Raw genomic sequence first — 22,200 nt, forward strand, 5'->3', positions numbered from 1 at the left:
GGTTCGGCACCTACTCGGCTCCTTCGACCCGGAGCACGGACACGACCCGCTCGACGTGGGCGTTCGAGGCGAGCTGCTCGACGGTGGCCGCGAGGGCCGATTCGAGCGCCCGGTGGGTGCCGATGACCAGGGTAGCGGTCGACAGCGTCCCGTCCGAGGAGGCCACGGACTGCTGGAAGGTCTCGACCGAGACACCGCCGTCGCTGAGGATCCCAGCGACCGCGGCGAGCACGCCGGGTTCGTCGGCCACCTCGAGGGTGACCTGGTATCGCGTCGTGACGCGGCCGATCTCGAGGACCGGCAGGTCGGCGTGCGTGGACTCGCCGACACCGGGGCCGCCGGCGACGTGACGACGGGCCGCCGAGACGAGGTCGCCGAGCACCGCGGAGGCGGTCTCCTTGCCACCGGCACCGGCGCCGTAGAACATCAGGCTCCCGGCGTTCTCGGCCTCCACGAACACGGCGTTGTTGCCGCCGTGCACTGCGGCGAGCGGGTGCTCCCGACCGATGAGCGCCGGGTAGACGCGGGCGGACAGGCCCTCCTCGCCGGTCGTCTCGTCGACGATCCGCTCGGCGATCGCGAGCAGCTTGATGACGTAGCCCTCGCTGCGGGCGAGGTCGACCTGCGCCTTCGTGATCCCGGTGATGCCTTCACGGTGGACGGCCTCGACGGGGACGGTGGTGTGGAAGGCGAGACTCGCCAGGATGGTCGCCTTCTGCGCCGCGTCGTAGCCCTCGACGTCGAGGGTCGGGTCGGCCTCGAGGTACCCGAGCTCGCTCGCGACGGCTGCCGCGTCCTCCATCGTGTCGCCGAAGCGGTCCATCCGGTCGAGCATGTAGTTCGTGCTGCCGTTGACGATGCCGAGCACCCGGTTGATGCGGTCGCCCGCAAGGCTCTCCCGCAGGGGTCGGATGATCGGGATCGCCGCGGCGACGGCCGCCTCGTAGTACAGCTGGGCGCCGACCTGCTCAGCGGCGTCGAACAGTTCAGGGCCGTGCGTCGCGAGCAGCGCCTTGTTGGCGGTGACGATGTCGGCACCGGCGTTGATGGCCTGCAGGATGTGACTGCGCGCCGGCTCGATGCCGCCGATGAGTTCGATCACGATGTCGGCGCTCAGGATGAGCTGCTCGGCGTCGGTCGTGTACAGCTCCTTCGGCAGGTCGACGTCGCGAGGTGCGTCGACGTCGCGCACGGCGATGCCGATGAGCTCGAGGCTCGCTCCGGCTCGGGACGCCAGTTCGTCGGCGTGCTCGAGCAGCAGACGCGCCACCTGCGAGCCCACCGATCCGGCACCCAGGAGGGCGACCTTCAGTCCGCGGTATTCGATCATTCCGTGTCCAATCCCGCATCGCGGCTGAGGAGGTCGTGCTCGGTCTCGCCCCGCACGATGACGCGGGCCGCGCCACCCGACACGGCGACGACGGCCGGGCGACCGAGGTAGTTGTAGTTGCTCGCGAGGGACCAGCAGTAGGCCCCGGTCGCGGGGACGGCCAGGAGGTCGCCGTCGCGGACGTCCGCCGGCAGGTAGTCGGCGTTCACGACGATGTCGCCCGACTCGCAGTGCTTGCCGGCGATCCGGACGAGCGCGGGGGACGCGTCGCTCACGCGATCGGCGATCCGGACCGTGTAGTCCGCGCCGTACAGCGACGGCCGGGCGTTGTCGCTCATCCCGCCGTCGACGCTGACGTAGCGGCGGACCGCCGTCTCGCCCTCGTCGTTCCAGGCGACCACGACGTCCTTGATCGTGCCGACCTCGTAGAGCGTGATGCCTGCGCCGCCGATGATCGCGCGTCCCGGTTCGAAGGCGAGCTTCGGGATCCGGACGCCGTGGAGGTCCGCCGCAGCCTGGACTCCGGCGAGGATGTCCGCCGCGAGCTGCTCGATCGGCGTCGGGTCGTCGGCGCTGGTGTAGGCGATGCCGAAGCCGCCACCGAGGTTGAGCTCGGGCACGGGGCCGCCCTCGAGCAGGCGCGCGTGCACGGCGAGCAGGCGGGCGGCTGATTCGGCGAACCCGTCGGACCCGAAGATCTGCGAGCCGATGTGGCAGTGGAGTCCGAGGAAGTCGAGCGAGGCGTGGGCCCGGATGCGCGTGACGGCGTCGACGGCGTCCTCGAGCGGCAGGCCGAACTTCTGATCCTCGTGGGCGGTCGCGAGGTACTCGTGCGTGTGGGCGTGGACGCCGCTGTTCACGCGCAGGCGCACCGACTGGATCCGGCCGGCGCGCTCGGCCGCCGCGGCGACGCGGTCGATCTCGGTGAGGCTGTCGAGCACGATGGCGCCGATCCCGACGCCCACGGCTCGCTCGATCTCCGCGACCGACTTGTTGTTGCCGTGGAAGCCCAGCTGGGCCGGATCGGTTCCGGCGGCGAGTGCGACGGCGAGTTCTCCACCGCTGCAGATGTCGATGCGGAGGCCCTCCGCCGTCATCCACCGCGCGACCTCGACCGAGAGGAACGCCTTCCCCGCGTAGTAGACGGCGACACTCGTGCCGCGGGCCGCCGCTTCACGCTCGAACGCCTCTCTCAGCGTGCGGGCGCGGGCCCGCGCGTCGTCCTCGTCGACGACGTAGAGCGGCGTGCCGAAGCGCTCCCGGAGCGTGCGGACGTCGACGCCGCCGAGCTGCAGGAGGCCGTCGGTGTCGCGGGCGGCCGAGGCCGGCCACACGGCCGGATCGAGCGCGTTCGGATCGACGGGCTCGGCGAGCCAGTCGGGGGCGAGGGGGTTTCTGGCCACGGGGTGTCCTGAGTCCTGTTGAGCGGAAAAGGAGGTTCTCGTTGGGCGAGCGGACCCGGTTTGGCCCCTGAAGCACCGATTTGCAGAGCACCGATGAAGGTGGATGCGCACGACCCGGTGGTTGGTGATCACAGTCGTCCGCACCCATCGCCGCTCGGTTGGAACGACTGTGGTGGAACACGGGCCCGAGGGCCCGACGGCACACCTCACCGCCCGGTCGGAGCAGTGGGTGTACGGAAAGTCTAGCGAGACGCGCGTGCCCGTGCAGCATCGTGACGTCGGGTGGCCTGCTCCCCTCCGCCGCCGGGTGGCGGGGCGAGGTTCAGTCGCAGCTGCCGAGCGTCTGCAGCGATGCCTCGTCGAGTCGGAGCGTCGTCGACGTCAGGGTGGCGGTCGCCGCCTCCGGCGTCACCGCGAGCCCGTCGAGGTCGACCCCCTTTGGCAGGTACTGGGCGAGGCAGATGCTCGGCGGGTCGCCCTGCAGGAACCCGGTCACGAGCGCCCGCAGGTCGATGACGCCGAGGAGGCCGGTGTCGACGTTGACGGACGTCGGCATGAGGTTCACGCGGTCGGCCGTGGTGGTCGGCGCCACGGAGAAGTCGTACGGGATCGTGAACCCGAGGACGGTCGCCTCGCCCGCGTACCCGATCTCGTCGTCGCCGAGGGTGAGCGTGCCCGGGAGCCCGGCCGTCTTGGCGAGGTCCGCCGCTCCGGCAGCATCGATCCTGATGGTCGCGACCACTCGACCGATGGTCTGCTCCGGGTCGAGGGGGACCCGGTCCGCACTGACCCGGAGGTCCAGCGGGACGCCGTCGACGCTCGCGTCCGGTGCACGCAGGTCGACGTGCTCGAACGTTCCGGAGAGGTATTGGGCGATGACCGAGGCACCGCCGATCGACACGGCGACGTCCGCGTCGACGTTGTCCGGCAGGCTCTGCTCGATCTGCGTCGCGACGCGTTCCTCGGCGACGCCGCGCACGATCGTGTCGGCGATCAGGAACGCGCCGACGAGGACGACGAGCACCCCGACGACGATGACGATCGGGAGCCAGGGACGCCTCCGCTGACGCGACGATTGATGCTCACTCATGGTCCGAGGGTAGCGAACCGTCGCGTCACCGGGCCCGCGGCCGGAGCAGGTCGGCGCGGGAGCAGGACCCCTTCCGGGGAATCGTCCTGCGCCCGCGCGGATCTCCCGCGGGATGCGACTACATGCGCTCCGGGGCGGAGACGCCGAGCAGCGCGAGACCGTTGCGGATGACGGTGCCGGTCGCGTCGTTCAGCCAGAGGCGCGTGCGGTGCAGGTCGGTGACCGGCTCCTCCCCCATCGGGACGACCCGGCAGCTGTCGTACCACTTGTGGTACAGGCTCGCGGTCTCCTCCAGGTGCCGGGCGACGCGGTGCGGCTCGCGCAGCTGTGCGGCCTGCGCGACGATCCGCGGGAACTCCTGGAGGACGCCGAGGAGCGCCGACTCCGTCTCGTGGACGAGCAGCTCCGGAGCGAAGGCGCTGCGGTCGACCCCGGCCGAGGCGGCGTTGCGCGCCACCGAATTCGTGCGGGCGTGGGCGTATTGGACGTAGAACACGGGGTTGTCGTTCGTCCGGCTGCGGAGCTGCTCCGGGTCGAGGGCCAACGGCGAATCGGCCGGGTAGCGACCGAGCGAGTACCGCAGGGCGTCCGTCCCGATCCAGGCCTGCAGGTCGTCCAGCTCGATGATGTTGCCGGCTCGCTTGGAGAGTCGGGCGCCGTTCACGCTCACGAGCTGCCCGATGAGCACCTCGATGTCGCGGTCCGGGTCGTCTCCGGCTGCGCCCGCGAGGGCCTTCAACCGGTGGACGTAGCCGTGGTGGTCGGCGCCGAGCAGGTAGATCTTGTGCTGGAAGCCGCGGTCGCCCTTGTTCAGGTAGTACGCGGCGTCGGCGGCGAAGTAGGTGTAGACGCCGTTGGAGCGACGGATGACGCGGTTCTTGTCGTCGCCGAAGTCCGTCGTGCGCACCCAGACGGCGCCCTCCTCGTCGAACACGTGCCCCTGCTCGCGCAAGCGGTCCACGGCCTGGTCGATGAGGCTCGTGCCGTCCTCGCCCGTCGCGTGCAACGTGCGCTCGCTGAACCAGACGTCGAAGTGGACGTTGAAGCGCTCGAGGGACGCGCGGATCTCACCGAGCTGCAGGGCGTAGGCGCGTTCCCGCGCGACCTCGCGGGCGTCCGGACGCTCGAGGAGGTCGGGGATCTCGGCCAGCACGGTCTTCGCGAGGTCGCCGATGTACGCCCCGGGATAGCCGCCCTCCGGCGTCGGCTCCCCCTTGGCCGCTGCGAGGATCGAGTCCGCGAAGGTGTCCATCTGGTTGCCGGCGTCGTTGATGTAGTACTCGCTGACGAGCGTCGCACCGGACGCGCTCAGCACGCGAGCCAGGGAGTCGCCGAGCGCGGCCCAGCGCGTGTGGCCGATGTGCAGCGGGCCGGTCGGGTTGGCCGAGACGAACTCGATGTTGATGGTCTGACCGGCGAGGCTGTCGTTGCGGCCGAACGCGTCACCGGCGTCGACGATCACCTTCGCGAGCGCACCCGCGGCAGCGGCGTCGAGGCGTACGTTGATGAACCCGGGGCCGGCGACCTCGACCGAGGCGACACCGTCGACCTGCACGAGCGCGTCGGCGAACTCCTGCGCGAGCTCGCGCGGGTTGGCCCCCACCCGCTTCGCGAGCTTCATCGCGATGTTGCAGGCCCAGTCGCCGTGATCGCGGTTCTTCGGGCGCTCCAGCACCACGTCGTCGACCGACACCGCGACCTCGTCGGTGATGCCCGCCGCCTCGCGTCGTCGTTCGACGATCGGAACGACGATGGCGTGCAGGGCGGAGGCGAGGTCTTCAGGAGTCACGAGGAGCGATTCTACCCGGGCGCGTCGCACCGGCGACACGGTGGGCCTCGGGGGCGACCGTCAGGCGAGCACGACCGCCTGCGCCGGGTCGTCGGCGGGCAGGACGTCGATCAGGGCGTCGATCCGCATGTCCTCGACGGTCACGTTGCCGTGATGGTTGCTCAACCAGGCCACGTCCGCGGCGTCGCGTCCGGTGGCGATGCGGACGAGCGACTGACGCGGTGCCAGGCCCGTCGCGTCGACCACGTGCCAGGCGCCGTCGACGAAGCCCTCGGCCACCGCGTGGAAGTCCATGGGGACGAGACCCGGGGCGTAGACAGCGGCGTACCGGGCCGGGATGTCGAGCGCCCGAAGCATCGCGATGGTCAGGTGCGCGAAGTCCCGGCACACGCCACGGCCCGCGGCCAGGGTCGACACCGCACTGTCCGACACGGTCGTGGAGCCGGAGACGTAGGAGAGGTGGCGTCCGACCCAGGCAGCCACCCATGGCAGCACCTGCAGACCGCCGGACACCGTGCCGTCCTCGTGCAGGCGACGGTGCTCGAGGAGGTAGCCGAGCTCGGAACGCGCGAGCGAGAACAGCGCGTCCGACTCGCAGTACCGGCTGGGACGGAGGTAGGTCACGGTCTCCAAGGCGTCCACGGGACGCGGCACGGCCTGCCCGACGACCACCGCCTCGTAGTCGACCTGCAAGCGGCCGGGCTCGGCGATGACCCGGTGGAGTCGTGTGTCGTCCGGACCCACGATCTCGGTGACGGCGCACGGGCCGTCCGAGGAGTGCACCTGCAGTCGCTCGCTCGCCAGCGGGGTGCCGCCGGCTGCAGCGATGGAGAAGATGAGGTCGGCTCGATCGTGCACCCGCAGATCGAGCGACGCGGTCAGGGTGCGCTGCATGACCTCATTGTCCCACGCGACCGGGGACGCCGATCCCGCACGTCTCCGGTACCGGCGTGGGTCCCGACTCTGGTAGCTTGGACACGTTCCGCCTTCGTAGCTCAGCGGAAGAGCGCTTCCCTCCGGAGGAAGAAGTCGCTGGTTCGAATCCAGTCGAGGGCACCATCACCATCTCGCGAGGTCCTGCTTCGCATCGCTCCGACTCCGGGACGCGGGGGCCATGCACCGAGCCGATCCCCTCCCGCAGCCGACGGTCCGCTTCCTGCGCTGGGCCAGCGCCGCTGAGCTCGACCTCGCCGGCACGGCCGCCCGGCTGGACGCGTCCGCCCGTGACCGCCTCGACACCTCGTCCGAGGCCGCGGCCCGTCGGTTCCTGTTCGGTCGCGCACTGCTCGTGCGCACCGTCGCGGAGACGATCGGCACCGGCCCCGAGCGGATCGAGGTCACGGCGGTCTGCTCGGACTGCGGTCTCGCGCACGGACGACCACGGGTGCGCACGGGTGACCGGACCGTCCACGTGAGCGTCTCCCACACCGCCGACGCCTCCGCTGTGGCGGTGTCGATCGAGCACCCCGTCGGTGTCGACGTCGAACGGCTCGACGCGGCCCGGTTCGCCGGCGTCGAGGACGTCGCCCTCACCCCCGCGGAACGGGAGCAGTGGCAGCGACTGCCGGACCGACGACGCCTCCGGGCGCTCGCCGAGCGTTGGACGGCGAAGGAGGCCGTGACGAAGGCCCTCGGTACGGGCCTCATGACCGATCCGGCGACGATCGACCTCGGGCCGGATGCCGCACCACACGTCTCCGAGACCGCGGGCCACCGCTTCGTCGTCGACCGCCCGGATCCCGCGCCGGGATTCGTCGTCGCGACGGCCCTCCTGCTCCCCTGACCCGGTTCAGCCGACGGGGAACGGCGGGAGCGCCTCCTGGAAGAGCCACGCGTCGAGGAGCGGCTCGACCGGTGCCGGCGCATGTCGATCGGCCGTCCGGATGAAGTCGTCCGTCGACACGCTCGAGTGCCGGAAGGACGCCACCCAGTCACGCAGGAGGTCGAAGAACGCCTCGTCGCCGAGCAGTCGACGCACGGCGTGCAGGGCGATCGCGCCCCGCTTGTAGACCCGGTCGTCGAACATGTCCGCGGGTCCCGGGTCGCCGACGACGAGGTCCTGCGGCGCCCGTCGGAGCGCCGCGTAGTGCGCCCGAGCACAGGCGTCGGCCGTCTCAGCGCCCGACTCCTCCGACCACAGCCACTCGGCGTAGCAGGCGAAGCCCTCGTGCAACCAGATGTCCCGCCAGGCGGCGATCGTCAGGCTGTTCCCGAACCACTGGTGGGCGAGCTCGTGCGCGATCAACCGCTCCGAACCGCTGACGCCGTCGACGTGGTTGCGGCCGAACACGCTCATCCCCTGCGCCTCGAGGGGGATCTCCAGCACGTCGTCCGTGATGACGACGCCATAGCTGCCGAAGGGATAGGGCCCGAAGGCGCGCTCGAAGCACGCCAGCATGTCGACCTGGTCGGCGAAGTCGTGTCGGAACCGCGCGGTGAGGTCGCGCGGCAGGTGTGCGACGACCGGCACCGTGCTCGTCGCGACCCGAGCGCTGACGGCGAGCCGCTGGTACCGGCCGATCTGCACCGTCGCGAGGTAGGCGGCCATCGGTTCAGGCTGCTCGTAGACCCACGTGGTCCGGCTCGCGCGGGCGAGCCGCGACACCAGCTCCCCGGGGGCGACGACCGTGTACGCCGACGACGCCGTGACACTGATCCGGTAGGACGACTTGTCCGAGGGGTGGTCGTTGCAGGGGAACCAACTCGATGCGCCGCACGGCTGGGACGCCACGATGACGCCGTCCTCGAGTTCCTCCCAGCCGATCTCGCCCCAGGGGCTGCGCACGGGACGGGGCGCACCCGAGTACCGGACGAGCACGGAGAACTCGGCGCCGTCCGCGATGGTGTTCCGGGGCGTCAGCGTGAGCTTGCCCGAGCTGTGCGTCCGCTTCGCCTCGACCCCGTCGACCTGGACACGGGTGACGCGCAGCGCGGCGAGGTCGAGCGAGAACCGCGTGAGCTCCTCCGTCGCGACGGCGGTGAGTCGAGCCGTCCCGGACAGGGCGTTGCGGTCGACGTCGTAGTCGAGCTCCAGCTCGTACCGGACGACGCGGTAGCCACGGTTCCCGCTGGAGGGCGTGTAGGGGTCGCCTGCGCTCCGCAGACGGGCGAGAGCCTCCCCCATCAGGACGCGACCTGGGGCTCCCGGTACTCCGCCGTCGTCACCTCGCGCCACGGGCCGATCGGGTTGCCGCTCCACCGGGTGCCCGCGGGGACGCGTTCGCCGCGCATGACGAGCGAGGCCGGTCCGACCGTCGCGTCGTCGTCGATCCGCGCTCCGGGGAGGATGACGCTGTGCGGCCCGAGCGTGGCGCCCGATGCGAGTTCGACCTGATCCATACTCATGATTCGATCATGGAACAGGTGCGTTTGCACAACGCAGCCCCGGTTGACCGTCGCGCCGTCGCCGAGTCGGACGAGGTCGGCCTCGGGCAGCCAGTAGCTCTCGCACCAGACCCCACGACCGATGCGGGCTCCGAGCGAGCGCAACCACCAGGTGAGGGCGGGGGTGCCGGTGGCGGGTGCCGCGAACCAGGGCGCCGCGACCATCTCGACGAAGGTGTCGGACACCTCGTTGCGCCAGATGAAGGAGGACCAGAGCGGGTGCTCCCCCGTGCGGATCGGGCCGACGATCACCCATTTGGCGACGGTCGTGATCCCGGCCGCGACCGCGCCGGCGGCCAACAGCACGGCTCCGCTGACGGCGATCGCGACACCGAGACCCCAGGTGTCGGCGAACCAGGCGAGCGCGAGGAGCACCAGGAGCGCGATGCCCGTCGTCACCATGACGGGGACGATGCGGCAGAGCTCCCACAGCGCACGGGCGATCCGGAGCCGGAGCGGCGGGTCGTAGGTCCGGTCCAGATCGGCGTCGGACACCTGCCGCCGGAGTCGCATCGGTGGGCTCCCGAGCCAGGACGAGCCGGACTTGGCCTTCCGCGGTGCGGCCGACAGCACGGCGACGAGCCCGTTCTTCGGAACGTGCATGCCGGGGCCCGCCATGCCGGAGTTGCCGAGGAAGGCGCGCTTGCCGACGGACGCACCGGCGATCCGCATCCACCCGCCACCGAGCTCGTAGGAGGCCACCATCGTGTCGTCCGCGAGGAACGCACCGTCGCCGACGGTCGTCATCCGCGGGAGGAGGAGGACCGTCGACGCCTCCACGTTGCGCCCGACCTTCGCCCCGAGCAGGCGGAGCCAGACGGGCGTGAAGAGGCTCGCGTACAGGGGGAAGAGGAGGGTGCGCGCGGCGTCCAGGAGCCGCTCCGTCGCCCACACCTGCCAACCGACCCGACTGCGCACCGGGAAGTAGCCCTCGCTGAGACCGAGGCCGAGCAGCCTGACGAGGCCGATCGTGCTGATCGCCAGGACGACGAACCACACGAGGGTGGCGACGGGCACCCAGAGGAGCGCGCGCCAGGAGAACTCGAGCAGGCTGGTCGCGCCCGACGCGCCCGCCGCCACGACCGCCGCCGCCAGCACGAAGGCGAGGAACGGCAGCACCGACAGCAGCGCCGATCCCGCGCCGTACGCGAACAGCCAGCGTCGGCGACGCGGGGGTCGTTCGGTCGGCCACACCGGTTTCGCCTTGCCGACGCGGACGGCGGGCGACCCCGACCACAGGTGTCCGGAGGGGACGCGGCCGAAGACGGACGATCCCGGCGCGATCTCCGCACGCTTGCCGATCCGGGTGCCGGCGAGCAGGGTGCTGCGAGCGCCGACCGTGCTCTCGGCGCCGATGTGGACGTGGCCGAGTCTGAGCGTGTCGCCGTCGACCCAGTAGCCGCGGAGGTCGACCTCGGGCTCGATCGATGCGCGCGCCCCGACGGTGAGGAACCCGGTGACCGGCGGCACGCTGTGGAGGTCCGCGTCGGCACCGATCTTCGCGCCGAGCGCCCTGGCGTAGCTCGAGATCCAGGGGGCTCCGGCGAGACTCACCGCGCCGACCGTGTCGGCGACGCGTTCGGCGAGCCAGAGTCGCACATGGACCGAGCCGCCGCGCGGGTAGTCGCCCGGGCGGACGCCGACGAGGAGGAGCTTCGCCGCGACGACGGAGATCGCCATGCGTCCGATCGGGGTGATGACCACGAGGAACCCGAGGGCGATCCACCACCAGGAGACCATGGGGAGGTACGGGACGTCCGCGACGAGGCCGAGGACCCGACTGCCGGCGAGGAGGTACACGAGCCACCGGAGTCCGACGAGGATGAGGAGCGGGACACCCAGGAGGGTCTGCGCCCACTGGGTCGCGAGCGGCGTCGGGAGCACGGGGTCCGCGACGGCAGCCCGACTGCGACGCTCGGGGCGTCGGCCGTCGAGTTCGGCTGCCATCGCGCCGAGTCGGGGGTGGCCGTAGATGTCGGCGACCGTGAACTCGGCATCGCGGGTGCGGATGAGCGAGACGAGCTGCGCGGCCGCAAGGCTCCCGCCGCCCAGGCTGAAGAAGTTGTCGCTCTCGGCCGTGACCCGGACCCCGAGGACGGCCGTCCACTGCTCGGCGAGCCACGCGGCGGTGCCCGACAGGGTCGAGGCGTCCTCCCCGTCGGCGGCGTCGAGCGGCCACGGCAGCGCGGCCCGGTCGACCTTGCCGGAGGTGCGGGTGGGCAGCTCGCCGACGACCGCGAGGAGCGGGACGAGCGGTGCCGGGAGCTGCTCACGGAGGGTGTCGAGCGCCCGCTCGACGGAGAACCCGTCGCGGTCGGGCACCGCGAGGTACCCCACGAGGACGGCGTTCCCGGCGGCGGTGCGCTGGACGGCTGCTGCCGCACCCGAGACGCCCGGCAGCGCCTGCAGGGCGGCCTCGATCTCCCCGAGTTCCACGCGCCGACCGCCGATCTTCACCTGATCGTCCGCGCGCCCCTGGAACACGAGTCCTGCGGCCTCGTAGCGGACGAGGTCGCCGCTCCGGTACGCCCGCGACCACCCGATGCTCGGCATGGGCGCATACCGTTCGGCGTCCTTGGCGGGGTCGAGGTACCGGGCGAGTCCGACGCCGCCGATGATGAGCTCACCGACGCCGCCCTCCTCGACCGGGATGCCCTCGGCGTCGACCACGGCGAGGTCCCAGCCGTCGAGTGGCAGTCCGATGCGCACGGGCTGCTCGCCGGTCAACAGCGCGGCGCAGGCGACGACGGTGGCCTCGGTGGGTCCGTAGGTGTTCCAGACTTCGCGACCGTCCACGGCCAGCCGGGCGGCGAGCTCCGGCGGGCAGGCCTCGCCGCCGAAGATGAGCATGCGGATGTTCTCGAGGGATTCGGCGGGCCACATCGCCGCCAACGTGGGCACCGTCGACACCACGGTGATGCCCTTCGCGGTGAGCCAGGGTCCGAGGTCCATGCCGCTGCGGACGAGCGAGCGCGGCGCCGGGACCAGGCACGCGCCGTGTCCCCAGGCGAGCCACATCTCCTCGCAGGACGCGTCGAAGGCGACGGACAGGCCGGCCAGCACACGATCACCGGGGCCGAGGGGTTCCGCCTGGAGGAAGATCCGCGCCTCGGCGTCGACGAACGCGGCGGCAGAGCGGTGCGAGACGGCGACGCCCTTCGGCGTGCCCGTCGAGCCGGAGGTGAAGATGATCCAGGAGTCGTCGCCCGGTCGCGGTGGTTCGAGGACCGGGATCGCCCGGGTGCCCGGGTGGGGTGCCGCGCCCGTCGCGAGTTGCACCCGGTCGGGATCGGCGCCGTCATCGGCCGGGTCCTCCGTGCCTCGGCGCGAACGCTCGAAGACACCGCCGTCGACCAGGACGCCGACGACGGCCGCCTCACCGAACACGAGTCGTGCCCGCTCCTCCGGGTCGTCGGCGTCGACGGGCACGTAGGCCGCTCCGGTGAACAGGATCCCGAGGATCCCGAGGTAGAGGTCGCGGGTGCCCGAGGCGATCCGGACACCGACCCGGTCACCGCGCCGGACCCCGGCGGCGAACAGCCCGGCCGCGACCCGCTCCGCGCTGAGGACGAGCTCGCGGTAGCTGAGCGCTCCCTCCGCGTCCTCGATCGCCGAGGCCTCGGGGTGCGACGCGGCGACGTCACGGAGGACGTCGAGGAGGGTGCGCTCGGCCGGTGCACGCACGCCACCGAGCAGCGCGGGCTGCCGCTCGATGAGGAGGGCGGTGCTGGTGTCGGCGTCCATACGCGATCCCCTGTCGTCCGGCTGTTCAGCGCCGCCAACGGTAGGCAGCGCGCATGGACGGTTGGTGAACACCAGTCAACCGCCAGATGTCGTGGAATCGTCGGAGACGCTCCGTCGGCCCCCGGCATCCTCGGAGGACGCGCGCCTACCATGGCCTGCATGACCATCGACTACTCCGTGCCCCAGGAACGCCAGCTCGTGACCGCCATCCCCGGCCCCCGATCGCTCGCCCTCACGGAACGGCGCCGCCGCGCGGTGTCGCGCGGTGCCGGCAACCTCGCGCCGGTGTGGATGGACCACGGCTCCGGCGGCATCCTCGTGGATGTCGACGGCAACCACATCATCGACCTCGGAACGGGCATCGGCGTGACGACCATCGGGCACGCCCACCCCGACGTCGCCGCAGCCGCAGCCGAGCAGGCGAAGAAGCTCACGCACACGCTCTTCACCGTGACGCCGTACGAGAACTACCTGCGCGTCGCGGAGAAGCTGTCCGAGATCACGCCGGGCGACTTCGAGAAGCGCTCGATCCTCCTGAACTCCGGTGCCGAAGCCGTCGAGAACGCGGTGAAGATCGCGAAGAAGTACACCGGACGTCGCGCGATCGTCGCCCTCGACCACGCCTTCCACGGACGCACGAACCTGACGATGGCGATGACCTACCGGCCTGCGCCCGAGCGCCTCGGGTTCGGCCCGTTCCCCGGTGAGATCTACAGCGTCCCGCTCTCCTACCCCTTCCGCGACGGACTCGACGGACCGGCGGCTGCCGAGGTGACGATCGACTACATCGAGCGGCACATCGGTGCGAGTGAGGTCGCCGCGTTCTTCGCCGAACCGGTCCTCGGCGACGGCGGCATCGTCATCCCCGCGCCCGGCTACTTCGGGCGCATCAGCGAGTGGTGCACCGAGAACGGGATCGTGTTCGTCGCCGACGAGATCCAGGCCGGCATCGGACGCACCGGCGCCTGGTACTCGATCGAGCACCACGGGGTCGTGCCCGATCTCATCACGAGCGCCAAGGGCATCGCCGGCGGCTTCCCGCTGTCGGCCGTGACCGGGCGCGCCGAGATCATGGACGCGGTCCAGCCCGGTGGCATCGGCGGTACCTTCGGCGGCAACCCGGTGTCCACGGCGGCCGCGCTCGCGACGTTCGAGGTCATCGAGCGCGAGGACCTGCTGGGCGAGGCCCGTCGGGTGGAGGCGACCCTGCGATCGCTCATGGGTGACTGGGCCGAGCGGTTCGACATCGTCGGCGAAGTCCGGATCATCGGTGCGATGGCCGGCGTCGAGTTGGTCGTCCCCGGCACGAAGCAGCCGCACCCCACGGCACTGCAGACCGTCATCGACGCGGCGATCGCCCAGGGCGTGCTCGTGCTCGACGCCGGCTCATGGGACTCGGTGCTGCGACTCCTCCCGAGCGCGGTCATGTCCGACGAGCTCCTCCGCGACGCGGTGTCCGTCCTCGAGGACGCCCTGGGGCAGGTCTCCTCCTGACCGACGCGCCACCGTCGCTGGCCGGTGGGGTCGCCAGCGCGGTGCGCTGACGCGAGCGCGGGTCTGTGGCCGCCGAACCCGTCCGCCAGCGCGGTGCGCTGACGCGAACCCGCCCGAATCGGCTCGGGCGCGGTCCGGGCGCGTGAGCGCGGGCCTCCGGAGGGGTGCGCTCGCGGTTGTGACCCGCGGTGACGTCAGCGCACCGCGCTGGCGCAACCGACGAAAGCGGGTCAGTCGACGGTGACGAAGTCGATGAGCTGTTCGACGCGACCGAGGAGTTCCGGCTCGAGGTCGTTGAAGGTCCGGACCTGACCGAGGATGCGCTTCCAGGCCCGGGCGATGTCGGCCTGCGAGTCGTGCGGCCAGCCGAACGCCTGGCAGATGCCCTTCTTCCACTCGATGGAGCGAGGGATGGTCGGCCACTCGCGCAAGCCGACCCTGGCGGGCTTCACGGCCTGCCAGACGTCGACGTACGGGTGCCCGACGATGAGGACGTTCCGGCCGTTCGGTCCGGCCATGACGGCGTCGGCGATGCGCTGCTCCTTCGAGCCGGGGACCAGATGGTCGACGAGGACGCCGACACGGCGGTCCGGGCCCGGCCGGAACTCGGCGAGCGCGGCGTCGAGGTGGTCGACGCCCGCGAGGTACTCGACGACGACGCCCTCCACGCGGAGGTCGTCGCCCCAGACCCGCTCGACGAGTTCCGCATCGTGGCGACCCTCGACGAAGATCCGGCTCGCGCGAGCCACCCGAGCGGTCGTCTCCACCGCGAAGGAGCCGGAGGCGGTGCGCGCCCGCCCCGTCGGTGCGCGCTTCGGCACGACGAGGACGACGGGCTCACCCTCGAGGAGGAACCCCGCCCCCATGGGGAACACGCGTCGCTTGCCGCGGTAGTCCTCGAGCTCGACCGTCTTCGCCTCGACGCGCGTGATCGCGCCGCAGAAGCCGCCGAGTTCCTCGACCACGAGGTCGGTCACCGCCTCGACCTCACGGGCCACCACGCGGTTCTTCTTCCGCCAGTCCCCCGCGAGGACGTCCTGACCATACCTGTCTTCGAACACCCGTCAACGCTAACCAACCCTCCGACCTTTCTCAGGACGGCCCCGGCGTGGCGCGGCCGACACGCCGCAATCCAGGCTCGACACGCCGACGCCGTCCTGAGTCGGGGACAGGTCGAGCGGTGGGTCGCCCGCGGCGGGAGGGCCTGCTGGCGTGGGAAGCCGCCCGGTGCGGAGACACGCCCCGACTAGGCTGCGGCGCGCTCAGCCTCGCGGGCGAGACCGCCGAGCAGGAGCCCGAGCTGGTCGTCCACGGTGCCGGGGTCCTCGGGGTGCCACTGCACGCCGGTGATCGGCAGGGTGCGGTGCTCGATCGCCTCGACGGTGCCGTCGGAGGCCCAGGCGACGGCACGCAGGCCCTCGCCGAGCTCGCCGACCGACTGGTGGTGGGCGCTCTGCACCTGGAGGTGACGGGCACCGAGTCGGAATGCGAGGGCACTCGAGGGGTCGAGCTCGACCTCGTGCGGGGTCATGCTCTCATCGACCGGGACACCCTCGTTGCGGTGGGCGCTGTGCTCACCGAGGTCCTGCACGAGCGTCCCGCCGAGGGCGACGTTGATGATCTGGTGACCGCGACAGATCCCGAGCAGCGGCGTGCCTCGCTCGGCGGCGCGACGGGCGACCGCCAGCTGGGCGCGGTCGGCCTCGGGGAAGTGCTGGCCCTCGGCGCGGTAGCCGGTGGTGCCGCCGTACTGGGCGGGATCGATGTCGGCGCCGCCCATGATGACGACGGCGGAAGCCCCGTCGGTCGAGGCGAGGAGCGCATCGGTGCCGAGGTCGTGCGCGGCCAACCGGGTCACGCGCCAGCCGGCCCGTTCGGCGGCGGCGATGGTCCGTCCGACGAGGATCTGCACGTACTCGTGGTACGCCTGGTCGTCCTCACGGAACCTGGTGACCTCGACGAGCGCCAGCATGGGTGAGACGTGTCCTTGCATGATGCTCCTTCCAGGGGTTCCGTGAGGTGACTCGACCAGTCTCGCCGGGCAGACGCCCTCGCGCGAGCGGCCGCGTCACGGTCGGTAACAGAGTCCGTCACGGTCGGTGTCGGCGTCACGGTCGGTGTCGGCGAAGCCCCGTCACCGCCGCATAGCACAGCTCTGGTTCGGCGCGCTCGCTGGGAGCCCGCTGTAGAGATGTCGAGGGCCCGGACCTAGACTCGGAACCGAGCCGCGGGGTGGGGCTCCAGGGTCCGAACGAGTGACGAGGTGACCGATGCGGGTTCGCTGGGCGGTATCGATCTGGGCGTTCTGCGTGGCCGTGCTCCTCGGAGCGGGGGCCACCGCCGCCTGGGCGGAGAGCCCGGTGCAGCTCGGAGCCGGGCGCGTGTCCGACAGTGCGGGCGTCCTCAGCAGCGGCGAGGTCTCCGAGATCACGACGGCCGTCGACGACCTGGCCGCGGATCACGGCGTCGACCTCTGGGTGGTCTACGTGCCGACCTTCACCGACCCGAGTGACGCCGAGTCCTGGGCGAACCAGACCGCGAAGGACAACAACCTCGGACCGAACCAGTACCTGCTGGCCGTGGCGACGGAGGACCGCGCCTACTACCTCTCCGGCGACTCCAGTGGACCGGTGAGCGGCGATCAGCTGACCGAGATCGAGCAGCAGCGCATCCTGCCGCAGCTGCGTGACGACGACTGGGCCGGCGCCGGCGTCGCTGCCGCCGAAGGCCTGGGTGCCGCCGTCGGCGGCGGGTCGATCGGAGGCAGCGGTGGTGGTTCAGGCGGCTCGGCCGGGTGGCTGACCATCCTGCTGATCGTGGTCGTCGCCGTCGTGGCCGTCGTCCTCCTGGTCGTCTTCCTCCGCCGACGCCGCGCTGCGAACGGCGACGGCGCCGTGATCGCGGGCCGGCAGGGGGCACCGGTCGACCCGCTGGCCACCGCCCCTATCCCCGAGCTCGAACGACTCGCCGGCAGTGCGCTCGTCCAGACCGACGACGCCGTCCGGACGAGCGAGGAGGAGCTCGGCTTCGCGACCGCCTCCTACGGCGAACCGGCCACGGCCGCGTTCACCGCCGCCCTCGCCGGAGCGAAGGACGACCTCGCACATGCCTTCGCGCTCAAGCAGCGGCTCGACGACGCCGAGCCGGACACCGAGCAGCAACAGCGCGACTGGAACCTCCAGATCATCCGGCTCTGCGAGCACGCGAACCACGTGCTCGATGAACAAGCAGCCTCCTTCGACGAGCTCCGCGCGCTCGAGAAGAACGCACCCGCCGCGGTCGAGGAGCTGCGAGCCAGGGCGGCCGCGGCCGGACCGACGGTGACGGCCGCGCAAGACGCGGTGCGCGCCCTGCAGACGCGCTACAGCCCCGACGCCCTCATCACCGTGATCGACAACCCGGCGCAGGCGACGGAGCGTCTCGCCTTCGCCACCGCGGCGATCTCGGACGCAGCTGCACGGCTCGCCGCCGGAGACTCGGGCGAGGCCGCCGTCGGCATCCGAGCCGCCGAGGAAGCGCTCGACCAGGCCACCCAGCTCACCGGGGCCGTGAAGCGGCTGCAGGCCGACCTGACGACCGCCGAGCAGCACCTCGCCGCCCGACTGGCCGAATTGGACGGAGACGTCGCCGCGGCTGGCGGCCAACCGGACCCGACCGGCACCCTCGCCGCGGCGGTCGCGAGCACCACCGCGACGGTCTCCCAGGTTCGCGGCGCGCTCGGCGCACCGAACAACCCGATCGCCCTCCTCGCCCGCCTGGATGCGGCGAACACGCAGATCGACGGTGCTCTCCAAGGGGTGCGCACCGCGGCGGAGCAGCGACAACGCGCTGCAGCCGCCCTCGGACAGACCCTGCAGACGGCGGGCGCGCAGGTGTCGGCTGCCGAGGACTTCATCGTCTCGCGGCGCGGAGCCGTCGGCCCGGAGGCCCGGACGCGCCTCGCCGAAGCCGGCCGCAGCCTCGTGCAGGCCCAGGGCCTCGCCGCCAACGACCCGACGCAGGCGCTCTCCCTCGCCCAGCGCGCCAACTCGCTCGCGAGTCAAGCGGTGCAGCTCGCCCAGGCCGACCTCGGGCAGTTCCAGAGCCAGTCGGCGGGCGGACTCGACGGCATGTTCGGCGGCGGCCAGGGGCAGCAGGGCGGCAACGGGATGCTCGGTGCCGTCCTCGGCGGCATCCTGATCAACTCCGTCCTCGGCGGCGGCGGGTCCCGTTCCGGCGGCGGCATGTTCGGCGGCGGAGGATCGAGCGGCGGCATGTTCGGCGGCGGCTCCGGTCGCTCACGCAGCGCCGGCAGCTTCGGTGGCGGCGGCACCCGTTCCCGACGCGGCGGCGGTCGCTTCTGATCCGCGGCACCACCCACCTCATCACCAGACACCGACCGACACGATCCAGCAGGACACGAGAGAGGAACCACACCATGGCAGAGAAGCAGTCCATCTTCGGACGCATCGCCCAGCTGACCAAGGCCAACATCAACGCGCTGCTCGACTCCGCCGAGGACCCGCAGAAGATGCTCGACCAGATGGTCCGGGACTACACGAACTCGATCGCCGACGCCGAGAGCGCGATCGCCGAGACGATCGGCAACCTCCGGCTCCTCGAGCAGGACCACCAGCAGGACGTCGAGGCGGCCTCCGAGTGGGGCACCAAGGCGCTGGCCGCGAGTCGCAAGGCCGACGAATACCGTCAGGCGGGCAACGCCGCGGACGCCGACAAGTTCGACAACCTCGCGAAGATCGCGCTCCAGCGCCAGATCGGCGCCGAGAACGAGGCCAAGCAGGCCGAGCCGCAGCTGGCCTCGCAGACGAAGGTCGTCGAGCAGCTGAAGAACGGCCTCAACGGCATGAAGACGAAGCTCGAGCAGCTGAAGACGAAGCGCAGCGAGCTCGTCGCCCGTGCCAAGACCGCGGAGGCCCAGCGCAAGGTCGCGGATGCGGTCGGCAGCATCGACATCATGGACCCGACGAGCGACCTGAGCCGCTACGAGGACAAGATCCGCCGCGAGGAGGCGAAGGTGCTCGGCCAGCAGGAGCTCGCCGCCTCGAGTCTCGACGCGCAGTTCAACGACCTCGAGGACCTCGGCGAGCTGACCGAGGTCGAGGCCCGCCTCGCCGCGCTGAAGGGCGGCGGTTCCGCGTCTCCCGCGATCGAGTCCTCCGGACCCGAGTACACGCCGAACGCCGGACAGTAGTACCGATCCGACGGGCCCTCGGGACCTCCCGAGGGCCCGTCGCCCTCGCCCCCTCGCACCATCTCCAGGAAGGCACCGCATGACGAAGTTCGTCGTCGTCCCCCAGTGGCAGGGCTCCGGCTCGTCCAGGGCCATGCAGTTGATCGATGGAGCCGAGGCGATCCGCGGCGACCTGCCGACGGCGGCCACGACACTCGTCCACGTGCCGACGGAGGCCGGCGAGGCCCTCGACACCGACATCCGGCGCGCCAGTTCCCTCGTGACGACCGCGGAACTCCAACGTCAGGCGCTCGTCGGGATCGACGAGCCCGTCATCACCATCGGCGGGGACTGCGGCGTCGAACTCGCGTCGGTCGGTGAGGCCCTCCGACGCGACCCCGGCATCGCCGTCGTCTGGTTCGACGCCCACGGCGACCTCAACACCCCGCTCAGCTCGCCGTCCGGGTCGTTCAGCGGCATGGTCGCCCGGGCACTGACCGGCGAAGGCGCCGCGATGCTGCTGCCCGAGGCCCCACTCGATCCCGCCCGACTCGTCCTCGTGGGGGTGCGTGACCTCGACGACGGTGAACTCGCCCACATCGAGGAGCGTGGCATCCCCATGGTCTCCTCGGTGATGACGAGCGCCGCCGAGGTGGTCGCCGCCGTCGAGGCGACGGGCGCCGACCGCGTCTACCTGCACGTGGACGTCGACGTCCTCGACCCCGCCGTCATCGCCGGCGTCAGCTCGGCCGTCCCCTTCGGTCTCGAACTCGGCACCCTGCTCGACTGCATCACCGCCCTCCGCGCCCGATTCGGCTTCGCCGGGGCCGGGGTCACGGGCTTCTCACCCGGCTCCCCCGACGCCGCAGCCGACGACCTCGGCACCATCCTCCGCATCATCGGCGCGATCAGTCGCGAACCGAAACCTGACAGCACCAACCCGACAGGAGTCACCCCATGAGCCGTACCGTCGATCTCGTCGTCATCGGAGCCGGACCCGTCGGCGAGAACGTCGCCGACTACGCCCACAAGAGCGGTCTGAGCGTCGTCATCGTCGAGAGCGAACTGGTCGGCGGTGAGTGCTCCTACTGGGCCTGCATGCCGTCCAAGGCCCTCATCCGCTCGGGAGCCGCCCTGCGGGCCGCCAAGCGCACGGGTGGAGCCATCCCCGAGGACACCGCGCTCGATCCGCTTAAGGTCCTCGCGCGACGGGACTCGTTCACGAGCGACTGGTCGGACGACGGCCAGGTCGAGTGGCTCGAGGGCGCCGGCATCGAGCTGGTGCGTGGGCACGGTCGCCTGACCGGCCAACGCGAGGTCACCGTGACGGCCGCCGACGGCTCGACGACGGTGCTCACGGCGACGCACGCCGTCGCGGTCTGCACCGGCTCCGCCGCGCTCCTGCCCGACATCGCAGGGCTGGCGGCGGTGGAGCCGTGGACGAGCCGCGAGGCCACGAGCGTCCAGACCCTGCCAGCGTCCGTCGCCTTCCTCGGTGGCGGCGTCGTCGCCGTCGAGCTCGCGACCGCCTACCGCTCGCTCGGGGTCGACGTCACGCTCGTCGCCCGCAGCGGCCTGCTCGGCAACACCGAGCCGTTCGCCGGCGAGCTCGTCGAGTCCTCCCTGCGTGAACTCGGCGTGACGATCGTGCACGCGTCCCCCACCGCCGTCTCGCGGGCCGCCGACGGTGCCGTCACGCTTGAGTTCGACGACCGGGACGCGGTGACGACGGCGGAACTCGTCGTGGCCACCGGCCGGACGCCACGGACGGACGACCTCGGGCTCGAGACCGTCGGCCTGGAACCGGGTGCCTGGATCGAGGTCGACGATCAGCTCCTCGCTCACGGCAGCGACTGGCTCTACGCCGTCGGCGACGTCAACCACCGGGCTCTCCTGACGCACCAGGGCAAGTATCAGGCACGCGCCGCGGGCGCGGTCATCGCGGCACGGGCGAACGGCGAGGACGTCGACACCAGCCCGTGGAGCGACCACGCGGCGACCGCCGACCACCGTGCCGTGCCGCAGGTCGTCTTCTCCGAACCGGAGGTCGCCGCCATCGGACTCACTGCCGCGCAGGCCGAGGCGGCGGGGATCGACCACCGGGTGGTCGACTACGACCTCGGTGGCATCGCGGGCTCGAGCCTCCACGCCGACGGCTACACCGGGCAGGCGAGGATGGTCGTCGACGAGGAGCGCGGCGTGATCATCGGGATGACCTTCGTGGGTCAGGACGTCGCCGAACTCGTCCACGCGGCGACGATCGCCGTCGTGGGTGAGGTGCCGCTGCACCGCCTCTGGCACGCGGTGCCGTCCTACCCGACGATGAGCGAGATCTGGCTGCGACTCCTCGAGACCTACCGGAGCGGTGCGTGACCCGTCCCGGCGACGTCGATGAGCCGCGGAGCCGTCGTTCCGGCGGCCCGTGGCTCGACTCACCCCTCAGCCGGATCGGGTACTGGTACGCCACGCTCACCGGGCTCGTCTGGGGCGCACTCTGGAGCACCGGTCCGGTCGAACGCCGGGGCGGGATGATCGTCTTCCGCGGGATGCCGTCGTGGACGTTCGGCCGAGGTGGCTCATGCGTCGGCGGGGTGTACCTCACCGACCGGAACGTGTCGACCCGGGTGCTCGAACACGAGGCGGTGCACAAGCGGCAATGGCAGCGGTACGGCATGCTCTTCCCACTGATGTACGCGATCGCCGGTCGTGATCCGCTCCGGAACCGCTTCGAGATCGAAGCCGGCCTCGAAGCGGGAGGCTACCTGCCGAAACGCCGCTGACGAGCGTCGCGGCGTC

16 protein-coding genes and 1 tRNA gene are annotated in these 22,200 nt (G+C 71.6%); 8 read left to right on the forward strand and 9 right to left on the reverse strand.

Features of this window, described 5'->3' with window-relative positions:
* Window positions 1-10: 10 nt before the first annotated feature.
* The 5 genes from ACQ3HE_RS13925 to ACQ3HE_RS13945 form a co-directional block, all read right to left on the reverse strand.
* A complete protein-coding gene (locus ACQ3HE_RS13925) occupies window positions 11-1,330 on the reverse strand; it encodes a homoserine dehydrogenase (protein ID WP_079002763.1) in 1,320 nt (439 codons plus the stop codon).
* Complete coding sequence (gene lysA / locus ACQ3HE_RS13930) at window positions 1,327-2,733, reverse strand: diaminopimelate decarboxylase (RefSeq protein WP_430893179.1); 1,407 nt, start codon at window positions 2,731-2,733, stop codon at window positions 1,327-1,329. The genes ACQ3HE_RS13925 and lysA overlap by 4 nt, the downstream gene beginning before the upstream one ends.
* Window positions 2,734-3,055: 322 nt before the next feature.
* Window positions 3,056-3,823 carry an LmeA family phospholipid-binding protein gene (locus ACQ3HE_RS13935; RefSeq protein WP_430893180.1) on the reverse strand — a complete coding sequence of 256 codons (768 nt, stop codon included), beginning with the start codon at window positions 3,821-3,823 and terminating at the stop codon, window positions 3,056-3,058.
* A 118-nt stretch (window positions 3,824-3,941) separates the two neighbouring features.
* On the reverse strand, window positions 3,942-5,612 hold the full coding sequence (locus ACQ3HE_RS13940; protein ID WP_064295369.1) for an arginine--tRNA ligase: 1,671 nt from the start codon (window positions 5,610-5,612) through the stop codon (window positions 3,942-3,944).
* A 60-nt stretch (window positions 5,613-5,672) separates the two neighbouring features.
* The gene (locus ACQ3HE_RS13945) at window positions 5,673-6,506 is read right to left on the reverse strand and encodes a transglutaminase-like domain-containing protein (RefSeq protein ID WP_086473968.1); all 834 of its coding nucleotides are present in this window, start codon (window positions 6,504-6,506) and stop codon (window positions 5,673-5,675) included.
* A 90-nt stretch (window positions 6,507-6,596) separates the two neighbouring features.
* Between ACQ3HE_RS13945 and ACQ3HE_RS13950 the strand changes: the two genes are divergently transcribed.
* Window positions 6,597-6,671, forward strand: a tRNA-Arg gene (locus ACQ3HE_RS13950).
* A gap of 55 nt (window positions 6,672-6,726) precedes the next feature.
* On the forward strand, window positions 6,727-7,395 hold the full coding sequence (locus ACQ3HE_RS13955) for a 4'-phosphopantetheinyl transferase family protein (protein WP_430893181.1): 669 nt from the start codon (window positions 6,727-6,729) through the stop codon (window positions 7,393-7,395).
* Between the two features lie 6 nt (window positions 7,396-7,401).
* On the opposite strand, the gene ACQ3HE_RS13960 is transcribed toward ACQ3HE_RS13955, so the two are convergent.
* Window positions 7,402-8,736: a M1 family metallopeptidase gene (locus tag ACQ3HE_RS13960; protein ID WP_430893182.1), complete on the reverse strand. Its 1,335-nt coding sequence runs from the start codon at window positions 8,734-8,736 to the stop codon at window positions 7,402-7,404.
* Window positions 8,736-12,740 carry a Pls/PosA family non-ribosomal peptide synthetase gene (locus tag ACQ3HE_RS13965; protein WP_430893183.1) on the reverse strand — a complete coding sequence of 1,335 codons (4,005 nt, stop codon included), beginning with the start codon at window positions 12,738-12,740 and terminating at the stop codon, window positions 8,736-8,738. Before ACQ3HE_RS13965 ends, ACQ3HE_RS13960 begins: the two co-directional genes overlap by 1 nt.
* Window positions 12,741-12,899: 159 nt before the next feature.
* On the opposite strand from ACQ3HE_RS13965, the gene ACQ3HE_RS13970 reads away from it, so the two are divergent.
* On the forward strand, window positions 12,900-14,234 hold the full coding sequence (locus ACQ3HE_RS13970; protein WP_430893184.1) for an aminotransferase class III-fold pyridoxal phosphate-dependent enzyme: 1,335 nt from the start codon (window positions 12,900-12,902) through the stop codon (window positions 14,232-14,234).
* 230 nt (window positions 14,235-14,464) lie between these two features.
* Here the strand turns inward: ACQ3HE_RS13970 and ACQ3HE_RS13975 are convergent, their stop codons facing one another.
* On the reverse strand, window positions 14,465-15,295 hold the full coding sequence (locus tag ACQ3HE_RS13975; RefSeq protein ID WP_071262446.1) for a DUF3097 domain-containing protein: 831 nt from the start codon (window positions 15,293-15,295) through the stop codon (window positions 14,465-14,467).
* Window positions 15,296-15,480: 185 nt separating this feature from the next.
* The gene (locus tag ACQ3HE_RS13980; RefSeq protein WP_064295286.1) at window positions 15,481-16,227 is read right to left on the reverse strand and encodes a gamma-glutamyl-gamma-aminobutyrate hydrolase family protein; all 747 of its coding nucleotides are present in this window, start codon (window positions 16,225-16,227) and stop codon (window positions 15,481-15,483) included.
* A gap of 277 nt (window positions 16,228-16,504) precedes the next feature.
* Between ACQ3HE_RS13980 and ACQ3HE_RS13985 the strand changes: the two genes are divergently transcribed.
* The 5 genes from ACQ3HE_RS13985 to ACQ3HE_RS14005 all read left to right on the forward strand — a co-directional run bounded on the left by ACQ3HE_RS13985 (window position 16,505) and on the right by ACQ3HE_RS14005 (window position 22,184).
* Window positions 16,505-18,577 (forward strand): TPM domain-containing protein, encoded by a 2,073-nt coding sequence (locus tag ACQ3HE_RS13985; protein ID WP_430893185.1) that lies wholly within the window; start codon window positions 16,505-16,507, stop codon window positions 18,575-18,577.
* Window positions 18,578-18,651: 74 nt separating this feature from the next.
* On the forward strand, window positions 18,652-19,425 hold the full coding sequence (locus ACQ3HE_RS13990; RefSeq protein ID WP_064295284.1) for a PspA/IM30 family protein: 774 nt from the start codon (window positions 18,652-18,654) through the stop codon (window positions 19,423-19,425).
* 79 nt (window positions 19,426-19,504) lie between these two features.
* Complete coding sequence (locus ACQ3HE_RS13995) at window positions 19,505-20,365, forward strand: arginase family protein (protein WP_064295283.1); 861 nt, start codon at window positions 19,505-19,507, stop codon at window positions 20,363-20,365.
* Window positions 20,362-21,777, forward strand: coding sequence for a dihydrolipoyl dehydrogenase family protein (locus ACQ3HE_RS14000; RefSeq protein WP_430893186.1), 1,416 nt, complete (start codon window positions 20,362-20,364; stop codon window positions 21,775-21,777). Before ACQ3HE_RS13995 ends, ACQ3HE_RS14000 begins: the two co-directional genes overlap by 4 nt.
* Window positions 21,774-22,184, forward strand: a complete 411-nt coding sequence (locus tag ACQ3HE_RS14005; protein ID WP_064295281.1) for a hypothetical protein — start codon at window positions 21,774-21,776, stop codon at window positions 22,182-22,184. The genes ACQ3HE_RS14000 and ACQ3HE_RS14005 overlap by 4 nt, the downstream gene beginning before the upstream one ends.
* Window positions 22,185-22,200 lie beyond the last annotated feature (16 nt).

Source organism: Plantibacter auratus, assembly GCF_050587365.1.
In the GTDB taxonomy this organism is placed as follows: domain Bacteria; phylum Actinomycetota; class Actinomycetes; order Actinomycetales; family Microbacteriaceae; genus Plantibacter; species Plantibacter auratus.

What these genes read in the sequence shown, in the direction of transcription:
- ACQ3HE_RS13925 (WP_079002763.1), bottom strand. Translation starts at nt 1,330, where the DNA reads ATGATCGAATACCGCGGACTGAAGGTCGCCCTCCTGGGTGCCGGATCG.
- ACQ3HE_RS13935 (WP_430893180.1), bottom strand. Translation starts at nt 3,823, where the DNA reads ATGAGTGAGCATCAATCGTCGCGTCAGCGGAGGCGTCCCTGGCTCCCG.
- ACQ3HE_RS13990 (WP_064295284.1), top strand. Translation starts at nt 18,652, where the DNA reads ATGGCAGAGAAGCAGTCCATCTTCGGACGCATCGCCCAGCTGACCAAG.
- ACQ3HE_RS13995 (WP_064295283.1), top strand. Translation starts at nt 19,505, where the DNA reads ATGACGAAGTTCGTCGTCGTCCCCCAGTGGCAGGGCTCCGGCTCGTCC.
- ACQ3HE_RS13980 (WP_064295286.1), bottom strand. Translation starts at nt 16,227, where the DNA reads ATGCAAGGACACGTCTCACCCATGCTGGCGCTCGTCGAGGTCACCAGG.
- ACQ3HE_RS14000 (WP_430893186.1), top strand. Translation starts at nt 20,362, where the DNA reads ATGAGCCGTACCGTCGATCTCGTCGTCATCGGAGCCGGACCCGTCGGC.
- ACQ3HE_RS13970 (WP_430893184.1), top strand. Translation starts at nt 12,900, where the DNA reads ATGACCATCGACTACTCCGTGCCCCAGGAACGCCAGCTCGTGACCGCC.
- ACQ3HE_RS13965 (WP_430893183.1), bottom strand. Translation starts at nt 12,740, where the DNA reads ATGGACGCCGACACCAGCACCGCCCTCCTCATCGAGCGGCAGCCCGCG.
- ACQ3HE_RS13945 (WP_086473968.1), bottom strand. Translation starts at nt 6,506, where the DNA reads ATGCAGCGCACCCTGACCGCGTCGCTCGATCTGCGGGTGCACGATCGA.
- ACQ3HE_RS13960 (WP_430893182.1), bottom strand. Translation starts at nt 8,736, where the DNA reads ATGGGGGAGGCTCTCGCCCGTCTGCGGAGCGCAGGCGACCCCTACACG.
- ACQ3HE_RS13985 (WP_430893185.1), top strand. Translation starts at nt 16,505, where the DNA reads ATGCGGGTTCGCTGGGCGGTATCGATCTGGGCGTTCTGCGTGGCCGTG.
- ACQ3HE_RS13955 (WP_430893181.1), top strand. Translation starts at nt 6,727, where the DNA reads ATGCACCGAGCCGATCCCCTCCCGCAGCCGACGGTCCGCTTCCTGCGC.